Source organism: Devosia sp., assembly GCF_017307495.1.
Taxonomy (GTDB): domain Bacteria; phylum Pseudomonadota; class Alphaproteobacteria; order Rhizobiales; family Devosiaceae; genus Devosia_A.
Genome location: NZ_JAFKHE010000018.1, coordinates 157,921 through 171,319 on the forward strand (window position 1 = coordinate 157,921; position 13,399 = coordinate 171,319).

Annotated in this window: 9 protein-coding genes; 7 read left to right on the top strand and 2 right to left on the bottom strand. The window is 66.4% G+C overall.

Annotation, left to right across the window (positions count from 1 at the left end; translation table 11 throughout):
* Positions 1-146 precede the first annotated feature (146 nt).
* On the bottom strand, positions 147-2,123 hold the full coding sequence (locus tag J0I99_RS11425; protein ID WP_291397693.1) for an acetyl/propionyl/methylcrotonyl-CoA carboxylase subunit alpha: 1,977 nt from the start codon (positions 2,121-2,123) through the stop codon (positions 147-149).
* Between the two features lie 140 nt (positions 2,124-2,263).
* Between J0I99_RS11425 and J0I99_RS11430 the strand changes: the two genes are divergently transcribed.
* A complete protein-coding gene (locus J0I99_RS11430) occupies positions 2,264-3,214 on the top strand; it encodes a hypothetical protein (protein ID WP_291397694.1) in 951 nt (316 codons plus the stop codon).
* Positions 3,215-3,303: 89 nt separating this feature from the next.
* On the opposite strand, the gene J0I99_RS11435 is transcribed toward J0I99_RS11430, so the two are convergent.
* Positions 3,304-4,836, bottom strand: coding sequence for an acyl-CoA carboxylase subunit beta (locus J0I99_RS11435; protein ID WP_291397695.1), 1,533 nt, complete (start codon positions 4,834-4,836; stop codon positions 3,304-3,306).
* 117 nt (positions 4,837-4,953) lie between these two features.
* On the opposite strand from J0I99_RS11435, the gene J0I99_RS11440 reads away from it, so the two are divergent.
* The 6 genes from J0I99_RS11440 (at position 4,954) to J0I99_RS11465 (ending at position 13,363) form a co-directional block, all read left to right on the top strand.
* Positions 4,954-6,369: a short-chain fatty acyl-CoA regulator family protein gene (locus tag J0I99_RS11440; protein ID WP_291397696.1), complete on the top strand. Its 1,416-nt coding sequence runs from the start codon at positions 4,954-4,956 to the stop codon at positions 6,367-6,369.
* Positions 6,370-6,376: 7 nt separating this feature from the next.
* A complete protein-coding gene (gene nadC / locus J0I99_RS11445; protein ID WP_367115394.1) occupies positions 6,377-7,300 on the top strand; it encodes a carboxylating nicotinate-nucleotide diphosphorylase in 924 nt (307 codons plus the stop codon).
* Positions 7,297-8,109, top strand: coding sequence for a 3'(2'),5'-bisphosphate nucleotidase CysQ (cysQ, locus tag J0I99_RS11450; RefSeq protein WP_291391953.1), 813 nt, complete (start codon positions 7,297-7,299; stop codon positions 8,107-8,109). The genes nadC and cysQ overlap by 4 nt, the downstream gene beginning before the upstream one ends.
* A gap of 144 nt (positions 8,110-8,253) precedes the next feature.
* On the top strand, positions 8,254-8,802 hold the full coding sequence (locus J0I99_RS11455; RefSeq protein WP_291397698.1) for a PadR family transcriptional regulator: 549 nt from the start codon (positions 8,254-8,256) through the stop codon (positions 8,800-8,802).
* A gap of 14 nt (positions 8,803-8,816) precedes the next feature.
* Positions 8,817-10,046, top strand: a complete 1,230-nt coding sequence (locus J0I99_RS11460; protein ID WP_291397700.1) for an efflux RND transporter periplasmic adaptor subunit — start codon at positions 8,817-8,819, stop codon at positions 10,044-10,046.
* Entirely contained in the window at positions 10,043-13,363 is a 3,321-nt protein-coding gene (locus J0I99_RS11465) for an efflux RND transporter permease subunit (protein ID WP_291397703.1), read from the top strand. The genes J0I99_RS11460 and J0I99_RS11465 overlap by 4 nt, the downstream gene beginning before the upstream one ends.
* The last annotated feature ends 36 nt before the right edge of the window (positions 13,364-13,399 follow it).

A 13,399-nucleotide genomic window follows, 5' to 3' on the forward strand; every position in this document is an offset into this window, starting at 1 on the left:
TTCGCTGCGGCCGCGATGCGGCCAAGCTGCGCTACCCTCCCCACGAGGGGGAGGGAGGACTGTGGCACCGACGAAGCCCAATCGTCTCCCTCCCCCTTGTGGGGAGGGAACAAGGGTGGGGGTGCCCCACGCTCGGACGTCGAACATCATACCGCCTCGAACTCCAAGATCACCTCGTCCACCGCCAGCACCGACCCCGGCTTGACGCGAACCTTGCTCACCTTGGCCCGCTTCTCCGCCTTCAGCACGTTTTCCATCTTCATGGCCTCGACGATGGCCAGGGTCTGGCCGTCCTCGACGATGTCGCCCTCAGCGACATCGATGCGCACGACCTGGCCAGGCATCGGGCAGAGCAGGAACCTGCTGAGGTCGGGCGGGACCTTCACCGGCATCAGCGGCATCAGGTCGGCGACATGCGGCAGGAGCACCTTGGCGACGAGGTCGGCGCCGCGCCAACGCAGGCGGAAGCCGCCGGTGACGCGGTTGATCCGCACATGGTGCAGGCGCCCGTCGACGCGGGCGATGCACAGGCTCATCCCCGGCTTCCAGCCGGTTTCGACCAGCAGCTTCCGGCCGTCGGGGGCCGTCAGCCAGTACTCGATGCCGTCGGCATGGACGGAGAAGTCCCAGCGCCGGCCATTGATCAGCACGGCGCGCGGCTCCGGCGTTGCCGCAAAGGCGCGCTTGTCCACCGCGAAGGCCGACGTGCAGGCGAGCGCCGCCAGATGCGTCAGAGAATCCGCATCGAGCTCCACGCCGTTGAAGCCATTGGGGAATTCCTCCGCGATGTAGCCGGTGGTAAGGCGGCCATCGCGGAAGCGCTGCTGCGCCATGACGGCGGAAAGGAAGGGGATGTTGTTGCCCACACCCTCGAGCTCGAACTCGTCGAGCGCCACTTCCATGGCATCGATCGCCTCGATGCGCGTCGGAGCCCAGGTGCACAGCTTGGCGATCATCGGGTCGTAGAAGGTCGAGATCTCGCCGCCGTCGGCGACGCCGGTATCGTTGCGGACGACCAGTTCGGGCGTCGCCTGCTCGGCGGGCGGGCTGTAGCGGGTCAGGCGGCCGACGGAGGGGAGGAAGTTGCGGTACGGGTCCTCGGCATAGATGCGGCTCTCGATGGCCCAGCCGTTGATCGTGACATCGGCCTGGGTGAGCGGCAGCTTTTCGCCCGCGGCGGCAAGGAACATCAACTCGACGAGGTCGAGGCCGGTGATCAGCTCGGTGACCGGATGCTCCACCTGCAGGCGGGTGTTCATCTCGAGGAAGTAGAAATTGCGGTCCTTGTCGACGATGAACTCGACCGTGCCGGCCGAGGTGTAGCCCACGGCCCTCGCGAGGGCGACGGCCTGCTCGCCCATGGCCTTGCGCGTCGCGGCATCGAGGAAGGGCGACGGGGCCTCCTCGATCACCTTCTGGTTGCGGCGCTGGATCGAGCATTCGCGCTCGTTGAGCCACAGCACGTTGCCGTGCTGGTCGCCGATCAACTGGATCTCGATATGGCGCGGCTCGGTGACGAATTTTTCGATGAAGATGCGGTCGTCGCCGAACGAGGACGCGGCTTCGGACTGCGAGCGCTCGAAGCCCTCGAGCGCCTCGGCATCATTCCCGGCGATGCGCATGCCCTTGCCGCCACCGCCGGCCGAGGCCTTGATCATCACGGGGTAGCCGATGGACCTGCTGATGCGAACGGCTTCGTCGGCGTCTGCGATGAGTCCCATGTGGCCGGGGACCGTGGAGACGCCAGCCGCGGCTGCGATTTTCTTGGACGTGATCTTGTCGCCCATGGCCTCGATGGCCTTCACCGGGGGGCCAACGAAGATGATGCCGGCCTGCTCGAGCGCCGCGGCGAAGGCCGGGTTTTCGCTCAGGAAGCCATAGCCGGGGTGCACGGCCTCGGCGCCGGTCTGTTTGCAGGCAGCGACGATCTTTTCGATCGAAAGGTAGGAGTCGCGGGCGGCCGAGCCGCCGATATGCACGGCCTCGTCGGCGAGCTTGACGTGCTGGGCGTCGCGATCAGCGTCGGAATAGACCGCGATTGTGCGGATGCCCATGCGGCGCGCGGTGCGGATGACGCGGCGGGCGATCTCGCCACGGTTGGCGATGAGGAGAGAAGTGAACATGGACTCAGACCTTACGCCAGCTGGAGCGCGGAGTGTGGGGCATTTGCATCAAGTACGGCGTATCGGCGCGTTGGGTTCTTAAGCTGGAGGTATCTCATGTACCCTTCTCGGCGTCTGTCTCGCCCTTGAGGAGCCCCAGAATGATTCGATCGATCCGTACCGGCCTGCTGCTGTCCGCAACGGCCCTGGCGCTTGTCGCGGCACCGGTGGTGCTCAATGCGACGCCGCTCTCCGACCTTTCGGCGCTTGCCGGCGGCAAGGGTAACGGGAACGGAAACGGTGGAGAGAAGGGCAATAGCGGGAACGGCAACAGCGAGAACGCCAAGGGTGGCAACGGAAACTCCGGCGGGGCCTCCAACGGCAACGGCGGCGGCAACTCCGCCAAGTCTTCCAACGGCAACGGCGCGAGCAAGAAGGTCGCCGCCACGGAACTCGCCCCGACCGTGAAGGCCAACGGCAAGGTCCAAAAGACCAAGAACCTCAATGCCCAGCTGGCGGGGCTGAACTCGCTCAACCGCAACGTCAACGGGCTGATGAACAGCAACGACAAGCGCATGGTGCTGGTGCGCGAGTTCGTCCAGGCCGGCGCTGACCTGTCGGCCGCGAGCGCGGCGCTCGATCAGGCCGGGACGCTGCTGGGCGAGCTTCAGACGACGTTCGACACCTACATGACCACCTATGTCGGCACGGCCGGCCTCGTCGCCTATGACGGTTCCACGGTTTACGATGCCCCGACGCTCCAGGGCCTCACCGATCGGTTGGCTGAACTCGATGCGGCGATCCTGGCCGACCCGACCAACCAGGCGGCGATCGACGAGCAGGCGATCCTGGCGACGGCACTCGACGCGATCAATGCAAGCGCCGAACTGGCCGCGGTCGCGGCGCAGCAGGGCGTGGTCGACGGGCTCGACGCAGAGGTCGCGGCGCTCGAAGAGGCGACGAGCGAAGAGGCGCTCAAGGCCGCGCTGCTCGCTGCCGCCAACAAGAACCGCGTGGCCGCCGGTGGCGACGCCTACCTGACGCCCGAAATCATGGCGTGGGCCCAGGGCAAGATCGACACGCTGACCGCGGATTACATCGCGCAGCAATAGCTCGGCCGACCGGAGCGCGGGGCCACCCCTACCCTTGATCCCTCCCCAAATGGGGGAGGGAGATGCGAGTTGAGGGGTCGGCTGCCGCCTCACAGCGGGATGTTCCCGTGCTTCTTTGCCGGGATCACGGCCTTCTTGCCCTTCAGCATCTCGAACGCGCGGACGACGCGGCGGCGGGTTTCGCGCGGCATGATGACGTCGTCGATGAAGCCGCGCTCGGCGGCGACGAAGGGGTTGGCGAAGCGGGACTCGTAGTCGGCGGTGCGCCGGGCGATCTTCTCCTTGTCCGAGAGCTCGGAGCGGTAGAGGATTTCCGTTGCGCCCTTGGCGCCCATGACGGCGATCTCGGCGGTAGGCCAGGCGTAGTTGACGTCGGCGCGGATGTGCTTGGATGCCATCACGTCATAGGCGCCGCCATAGGCCTTGCGGGTGATCACGGTAACTTTGGGCACGGTGGCTTCGGCATAGGCGAAGAGGAGCTTGGCGCCGTGCTTGATGATGCCGCCATATTCCTGCGCGACGCCGGGGAGGAAGCCCGGCACGTCGACGAGGGTGAGGATCGGGATCGAAAACGCGTCGCAGAAGCGAATGAAGCGCGCGGCCTTCTTCGACGAGTTGATGTCGAGGCAGCCGGCCAGCACCAACGGCTGGTTGGCGACGACGCCGACGGTGGAACCGTTGAGACGGATGAAGCCGACGAGGATGTTGCCGGCGTGGTCCTTCTGGATCTCGAGGAAATCGCCCTCGTCGGCGAGCTTCTCGATGACCTCGCGCATGTCGTAGGGCTTGGTGGCGCTATCGGGGATGATGGTGTCGAGGCTGGGCTCCTCGCGCTCAACCGTGTCCTCGACGGCGACGACCGGCGGCTTGTCGGTGGCGCTGAGCGGCAGGAAATCGAACAGGCGGCGGACTTCGAGCAGGGTCTCGATGTCGTTGTCGAAGGCGGCATCGGCGACGGACGATACCCTGGTGTGGGTCCCTGCCCCGCCGAGTTCCTCGTGGGTGACGATCTCGGAGGTGACGGTCTTCACCACGTCCGGGCCGGTGACGTACATGTAGGACGTGTCCTTCACCATGTAGATGAAGTCGGTCATGGCCGGGGAATAGACCGCGCCGCCGGCAGTCGGGCCCATCACCACGGAGATCTGCGGAATGGCGCCGGAGGCCTGGACGTTGCGCCAGAACACCTCGGCGTAGCCGCCGAGCGCCGCGACGCCTTCCTGGATGCGGGCACCGCCGGAATCGTTGAGGCCGATCACGGGGGCGCCGTTCTGCACGGCGAGGTCCATGATCTTGCAGATCTTCTGCGCGTGGGTTTCCGACAGAGAGCCGCCGAAGACGGTGAAATCCTGGCTGAAGACGTAGGTCAGGCGGCCGTTGATGGTGCCCCAGCCGGTGACGACGCCGTCGCCGGGAATGATGGTCTGGTCCATGCCGAAATCCACCGCGCGGTGGGTGACGAACATGTCGTATTCCTCGAAGGAGCCGGGATCGAGCAGCACGTCGAGGCGCTCGCGCGCCGTCAGCTTGCCCTTGCCGTGTTGGGCGTCGATGCGCTTCTGCCCGCCGCCGAGACGGGCGTCGTTCCGCCGCTGTTCGAGCGCGGCGATGATCTTCTGCATGTGTCCCTGTCCTTCCGAAGCCTCGACAATAGCCTGACCGTGGCGCCGGAAGGAGACAAGAAGGTGCCATCGTGCTAATTCCGCAAACTTGCAAAGTGTGAATTTGTGGATTTGCGAATGGCACAGCGGAAGGTCTTCGCCGGCGGCAAGGTGCGGGCGGCGCGGCAACGGGCCGGGCTGACGCAGCGCGAACTCGCCACCCAGCTCGATATCTCGGTGAGCTACCTCAACCAGATCGAGAACAACCAGCGACCGCTGACCGCAGCGCTGATGCTGGCCCTGTCGGAGCAGTTACGGCTGGACCTCGCCGACCTTGTCTCGGACAAGGCGGACCGGCTGCTGGCGGACCTGCGCGAAGTGATGGCGGACCCGATGTTCGGCGAGGCGGCGCCGGGGCTGATCGAGCTCAAGTCGGTGGCGGCGAGCGCGCCGGACATGGCGCAGGCGGTGCTCCGCCTCTACGACGCCTATCGCCGGGCCAACGAGCGGCTGGCAAGCGCCGACGCGGCCCTGGCCGGCAGCGGCGCGGGGGGCGCGCAGACCAGCTACGAGGAGGTGCGCGACTTCTTCCACTATGCCGGCAACTATATCGACCGGCTGGATGTCGCGGCGGAGGCGCTGGCAGGCCGGCTTGGCGGGGAGCCGCTCGGACGGCTCGAGCGGCTGGCAGCGCATGTCGAGGCGGCCTGCGGGGTGACGGTCGCGTTCGAGGCGCCCGAACGGCCGGAGCAGATGCGGCGGCATGACCGGGCACGCGGGGTGGTGAGCCTCAATGCGCGGCTGGCGCCTCCGACGCTGTTCTTCCAGCTTGCGGCGCAACTGGCCCTGCTCGCCGAGGCCGAGGCGATCGACGAGATCGTGCGCGGCGCGGGGTTCAAGACGGCGGAGGCGGCGGAGATCTGCCGGATCGGGCTGGCGAACTACTACGCGGGGGCGCTGCAGATGCCCTATGGCGCGTTCCTTGCGGCGGCGGACAGCCATGCCTACGACATCGAGCAACTGGCCTTCACCTTCGGCGCCTCGCTCGAACAGGTCGGGCACCGGCTGTCGACCATGCAGCGGCCCAAGGCACGGGGCGTGCCGTTCTTCTTCGCGCGGGTGGATGCGGCGGGGACGATCACCAAGCGACACTCGGCGACGCCGCTGCAGTTCCCGCGCTTCGGCGGCGCCTGCCCGCTGTGGAACGTGCACCGGGCGTTCGAGGCGCACGGGCAGATCATGCGGCAACTGGCGGAAACGCCGGACGGCAACCGCTACCTCTGCCTCGCCTGGTCGGAGGAGAAGCGCATCGGCGGCTTCCGCGGCCCGGTGCGGCGCTATGCGTTCGCGCTCGGCTGCGAGATCGCCCATGCCGGCCGGCTGACCTATGCGGCGGACCTGAACCTCGACCGGCCCGCCGCGTTCGAGCCGATCGGCATCTCGTGCCGTATCTGCCCGCGCGGCGACTGCCTGCAGCGCTCGGTGCCGCCGCTGGACGCACGGCTGACGATCGATGCGGACAGCCGCGCGGTGGTACCGTACCGGCTGGGATAAGCGGTTCTTGCCGGGGGATGGCAATGGACTTGCCCACCCCGTTTCGCGTAAACCGACGCCCGCGATGCAAGATGGCTTCAACATACCCGTGCTTCCCCCCGCCCTCGTCGATGATGCGGTGCGGCGTGCGCTGGGCGAGGATCTCGGCCTGAGCGGCGACCTGACGTCGCTGGCGACGATCCCGCCCGACGCGCAGGCGACGGCGACGCTGTCGGCGCGCGAGCCGGGGGTGATCGCGGGGCTGCCGCTGGCACTCGAAGTGTTCCGGCAGCTGGGCGGTGGCGTGGAGTTCGACCCGCAGGTCGCGGACGGCGCGCGGGTCGACAAGGGCAGCATCGTCGCGGTGGTATCGGGAGATGCGCGGCAACTGCTTGCCGGCGAGCGTACCGCGCTCAATTTCCTGAATCATCTCAGCGGGATCGCCTCGCTTACGAACAAGTTCGTCGAAGCCGTGGCGGGGACGAAGGCGCGGATCTGCGATACGCGCAAGACGACGCCGGGACTGCGCGCCTTCGAGAAATACGCGGTGCGCTGCGGCGGCGGCGCGAACCATCGCTATGCCTTGAGCGACGCCATCCTGATCAAGGACAATCACATCGCGGTCGCGGGAAACGCGGGCAAGGCGTACCGGGCGGCACGGGCGGCAGCGGGACACCTGGTCGCGATCGAGATCGAGGTCACCACGCTGTCACAGCTCGAAGACGTGCTGGAGGCCGGCGCGACGGTGGTGATGCTGGACAACATGGACAACGAGCTGCTCAAGGCAGCGGTGCGGCTGAACGACGGTCGGGCCCGGCTCGAGGCCTCCGGCGGCGTGACGCTGGAACGGGTGCGCGGCATCGCCGAAACCGGCGTCGACTTCATCTCGTCGAGCCAGATCACCATGGGCGCCAAGCCCCTAGACCTAGGACTGGACGTCGAAATCCGATGAACGCGCCCTATACCGACCTCATGAACCAGGCGGCGATTGCCGCGGCCAAGGTGATCGTCGCGGTCTATGACCGCGACGTGGTCGCCATGCGGAAGTCCGACGGTTCGCCGGTCACCGAGGCGGACCAGGAAGCAGAAGCGATCATTCTCGCGCACCTGGCAAAGAGCGGTTTGCCGGTCCTCGCCGAGGAGAGCGTATCGGGCGGTCACATCCCGGCACTGGGCGAGCGCTACTTCGTCGTCGACCCGCTGGACGGGACCAAGGAGTTCCTGAAGCGCAACGGCGAGTTCACGGTCAATATCGCCTATTGCGAGAACGGCCGGCCGGTCAGCGGGGTGGTGCTGGCTCCGGTGACGGGTGACATCTATTGGGGCGGGCCGGACGGCGCGTTCGCGGGCAAGGTGGTCGACGGATCGATCAGCGGTTCGGCGCGCCTGAGCGTCAGCCGGGTGAAGCAGCCGCTGCGCATCGTCGCCAGCCGCTCGCACGGGCATCCGGCCCTGGCGGTGGTGTGCGAGGAACTCGCGGTGGCCGAGAACGTCTCGGTCGGATCGTCGCTGAAGTTCTGCCTGCTGGCGGCGGGCAAGGCCGAACTTTACCCGCGGTTTACCCCGACCTCGGAATGGGACACCGCGGCCGGCCAGGCCGTGCTTCAAGCCGCCGGTGGGGTGGTGCTGGATCTGGACGGGCTCCCGCTCACCTGCGGACACCCGGACCGGAAGTTCCTCAACACCTGGTTTGTCGCGGCATCGAGCCGCGAACTGGCGCTATCTGCCCTGGCGCATATGGCACGTTTCGCCGAAGCCTGAGGCCGAAATCCGTTAGCATTCAAACGGTTGGCCATGAGAATCCTGCATGGCAGCCCCCCGGGGCACCGGTGTTGTGCTTTTCCATCGTTCCATATATACGCCCGGCATATGCTGGTCCGTCATATGCCGGCCCGATAGGAAGCCATGAACGTCAGAACGATCTGTCTCGCCATCCTGTATGACGAGGACGCCACCGGATACGAGATCAGGAAGCTCTCCGTCGAAGGGGAGTACTCGTATTTCATCGATGCGAGCTATGGCTCGATCTATCCCGCGCTGGCTCGCCTGGAGCAGGAAGAGCTCGTCACCTCGCGCGTCGAACCGCAGGACGGCAAGCCGGCCAAGAAGATCTACTCGATCACTGCGGCAGGCCGTTCAGCTTTCATTCAGTCGCTGTTCGAGAAGCTTGGGGAGGACGAGTACCGAAGCGAGTTCCTGCTGTTCCTGCGCTTCGCTTCCGAACTACCGCAATCACTGGTCGAGCAGCGCCTCACCGAACGACTCGCCGAAGTCGACGCGACGCTCGCTGATTTCGACCGCATGACCGAACAACACAACCACCCCGGAGACGCCTGGGTCATTGCCTACGGCCGCACTTGTATGCAGGCGGCCCGCGACTACATCCAGGCCCACGGGGCCGAATTGATCGCGCTCGCGCGTCCCGATCGGGATGCCGCTGCCGCGGCCGAGTAGAGGGACTAATCAGAATGCGTGCGATCTATTCATACGGCGTCGCCGGCGCCATCGTCATTGTCGGTGCGCTCTGGCTCGGCAGCGGCACGTTCGTCGCTGGCGGCAACGGACCCGGCAACGGCGAAAAGCCGATCATTGCGTTCTTCGACAAGAATGCGGAGACCACTCACACCGCCGAGGCCGGACACGCGGCGGGCGAGATCGACCCCAAGCTGACCATCGCCGAGCGCGTGGCCGAGGCGTCGGGCGCCGAGGCACCGCTGCAGTCGGTGCGCACGGAGACCTACACGGTGCAGCCGATGCCCGTTGAAGTCCCGCTGCGTGGCCGCACCAAGGCCAAGTCGGTGGTCTCGATCACGCCTGAGACGCAAGGTGTCGTCACCGCCGTCAACGCCGTCAAGGGCCAGGTCGTGAAGCCGGGCGACGTGCTGTGCACGCTCGACGAGGGCACCCGCGCCGCCGCCGTGGCGCAGGCGGAAGCCACGCTGGCGCAGGCGCAGACGAGCTTCGACTCCAACAAGGCGCTGCGGGACAAGGGGCTGGCGGCTGCCAATACGGGCATCGCCGCCGAGGCCGCCCTGCGCCAGGCCCAGACCGCGTTCGACCAGGCCAAGCTCGAATTCGACCGCGCCAAGGTGACCACCAAGATCGGCGGCGTGGCGCAGGATCCGATCGCCACCGTCGGCAGCGTGCTGAGCCCCGGCCAGGCCTGCGCCACGGTCGTCGAACTCGATCCGATGCTGTTCGTCGCCAACGTGCCGGAAGCGCGGATCGCGCGCGCCGAACTCGGCCTGCCGGCCAAGGTGACGACCGTCACCGGCCAGACCGTCGAGGGCAAGGTGAGCTTCATCGCCTCGCTCGCCGACGAGGCCACGCGCTCGTTCCCGATCGAGATCGAGATTCCGAACAAGGACGGCAAGGTGCTGTCGGGGGTGACCGCGACCGCAACCGTCTCCATGGGCACCCTGCCGGCGCACCTGCTGCCGCAGTCGGTGCTGACCCTCGACGACAACGGCGCACTTGGGGTGCGCGCGGTTAAGGATGGCGTCGTCGAGTTCTATGCCGTGACCATCATCTCGGACTCCCGCGAGGGCGTCTGGGTCACGGGCCTGCCTCCGACGGTGGATGTGATCACCATGGGCCAGGAGTATGTCGTGCCGGGCCAGAAGGTCAACGCGACCAACGTTACGGGGACGCCTCAGTCCGAAGGGACCAAGGCCGCTGCTGAAGGGGTGCAGTCATGATGAATTTCCTCGAGCGCGTCCTGCGGATGCCGCGGGTCGTGCTGACGGTGATGGCACTGCTGCTCATCGCCGGCTTCGGCGCCTACACCTCGCTGCCGAAGGAAAGCTTCCCGGCGATCGACATCCCGTATTTCTACGTCTCGGTGAGCCAGACCGGCGTCGCCCCGCGCGACGCGGAGCGCCTGTTGGCCAAGCCGATCGAGGACCGCATCAAGGACCTCGACGGGCTGGAGAACTACACCTCGACCTCGAGCACCGGGCATGCCTCGGTGTTCCTCGAGTTCAACGTGAACGCCGACAAGGACAAGGCGCTCTCCGACATCCGCGCCAAGCTCGACGGCGTCTCGTCCGAGCTGCCTGCGGACGCCAACGACCCGACCGTGAACGAGATTTCGTTCTCGAACATGCCGTCGATCTCGGTGGCGCTCTATGGCGACGTGCCGGAGCGCACGCTGGTGCAGCGCGCCAAGGACCTCCGCGACGAGCTCGAGAACATCCCGACCGTGCAGAGCGTGACCATTTCCGGGTCGCGCGACGAGATGCTCGCGGTCACGATCGACATGAACCGTCTCGAGGCCTACAACCTCACCGCGGCCCAACTGCTCGACGCGCTCGCCAAGAACAACATGGTGGTGCCGGGCGGTACGCTCGATACCGGCAAGGGCTCGTTCAACGTTGAAGTGCCCGGCCTCATCACTTCGGCGGCAGACGTCTACTCTCTGCCGATCAAGGCCGACGGCGACAACGTCGTGACCTTCGGCGACGTGGCGACCATCACCCGCACCTTCGCGGACGCGACCGAATACGCCCACGTCAACGGCCAGCCGGCGATCACGCTGGGCGTGATCAAGGAACTGGGCACCAACGTCATCGACGTGTCCGACCAGGTGCGTGCGCGTACCGCGGCCTTCACCAAGTCGTGGCCGGCCGGCATCCAGCACTCGTTCCTCGTCGACCAGGCCGACTCGACCAAGTCGCTGTTCCGCTCGCTGGAAGCCGCTGTGCTGACCGCCGTGGCGCTGGTGATGACCGTGTGCGTGGCGACGCTGGGCGTCCGCCCTGCCCTCATGATCGGCACCTCGATCCCGATCTCGTTCATGATCGCGTTCCTCGTCGTGCAAATGATGGGCATGACCATCAACATGATGATCATGTTCGGCCTCGTGCTGGCCGTGGGCGTGCTCGTCGACGACCCGATCGTGGTGGTGGAATACGCCGAACGAAAGCTGCAGGAAGGCGTCTCCAAGAAGGAGGCGTTCATCCTCGCGGCCCGCAAGATGTTCGTGCCGGTGGTCTCGGCCACCTTCACGACGCTGGGTGCGTTCGTGCCGCTGCTGTTCTGGCCGGGCATCATCGGCAAGTTCATGAGCTACCTGCCGATCATCGTGATCGTGGTCATGGTCGCCTCGCTGCTTTCGGCGCTGGTGTTCATGCCCGTGATCGGCGCGATCATCGCCTCGAGCCACGTCGACGAAAAGGCCAAGGAAGCGGCCGACGTCGTCATGTACCCGGACAAGTTCGACACCAGGAAGGTGAAGGGCGCGACCGGCGTCTACGTGCGGACGCTCGCCCACCTGATCCGGCATCCGATCATCACGCTGGCAGTCGGCTTCTCGATCGTCATCGGCATGTTCGCGCTCTACATCACGCATCCGACCGGCATGGAGGCCTTCCCGGCCTCCGAGCCCGAGTTCGGCACCGTGAACGTGATCGCGCGCGGCAACTATTCGCCGATCGAGATCCGCGACATGCTGGTCGAGGTCGAAAAGCAGGTCCTGCAGGTGCAGGGCGTGCAGGACTCGATCATGACTTTTGCCGGCTCGGGCGGCAGCTTCGGCGGCAGCTCGCCGCCGGACACGATCGGCCAGTTCAACCTGCAACTGATGCCTTGGAACGAGCGCGTCAAGGCCGAGGAGATCTTCCAGAACATCCGTGACCGGGTGAAGGACATCTCGGGCATCCAGGTGCAGATCGCGGCGCAGGAAAACGGCCCGCCGGCCGGCAAGGCGATCAACCTCAGCGTCGAGAGCAGTGTCTATGACGACCTCACGCCGGTGGTGGCCAAGCTGCGCAACTACATCCAAAACGACCTCGGCGACACCATCGACGTCGAAGACGGACGTCCCTCCCCGGGCATCGACTGGGAAGTGACGATCGACCGCGAGGCCGCCGCCAAGTACGGCATCGGCGTGCGCGAGCTGTCGCCCTACGTCCAGTTGGTCACCTCGGGCGTCAAGCTCGGCTCGTACCGGCCCGACGACGCGGACGGCGAACTCGACATCAAGGTCCGCCTACCGCTCGCGGAACGCAGCTTCGACAGCCTCGACTCGCTGCGCATCGTGACCTCGCAGGGCCTCGTTCCGGTGTCGAACTTCATCAAGCGCACGGCAGTTCCGAAGGTGGCCAACATCACCCGCAAGAACGGCAGCTACCAGATGACGGTCGCCGCCAACCTGACGCCGGGCGTGCCGGCCGACCAGAAGGTCGAGCAGCTCAAGGCATGGGTGGCCCAGCAGGGCTTCCCGTCGACGACCAAGGTCGTGTTCGGTGGTGCCGACGAACAGATCGGCGACACCAACGCGTTCATCGGCCAGGCGCTGATGGCGGCCCTGTTCATCATCTTCCTGGTGCTGCTGCTGGAGTACAACAGCTTCTACCAGGTGCTGGTGACGCTCTCGACGGTGGTCATGTCGATCGCCGGCGTGATGGTCGGCATGGTGGTCACGGGGATGAGCTTCTCGGCGATCATGACGGGCCTCGGCATCGTTGCCCTCGCCGGCATCGTGGTGAAGAACGGCATCGTGCTGATCGACACCTACAACCACTACAATCGTGGTGATGGCGTCGAACCGGTGAAGGCCATGCTGATCACTGCCAGCCAGCGCGTGCGGCCGGTGCTGCTCACCGCGACGGTGACGGCGCTGGGCGTGATCCCGATGGCGGTGAACGTCGAGTTCGACTTCATTCGCCGCGAGATCGTGTGGGGCGGCCTCGCCGGGTCGTGGTTCACGCACCTGTCGGCGGCCCTGGTCTCGGGCCTGTTCGTCTCGACCGCCCTCACCCTGGTGATGGTGCCGGTGATGGTGACCGCTCCCAGCGTGATCCGAAACGGCCGTATCGCCCAGGCGCTCGCCGGCTTCTTCAGCGGCCTGTTCCGCGGCCGCAAGAAGGCGACGGCGGTGACGCCGGAGGGTCAGGAAGTCGAGATCCCGGCCGACATCGACAGCTCCAGGCGCTTCATCAAGACCGAAGGTTCGGGCCTGGTGGAGACCGAGCAGGACGGCGTCACGGTCGTGAGCCGGCAGGCGGCGGAGTAGCCGGCGCAGCCATCGATACTTGCAGGGCCCGGGGCA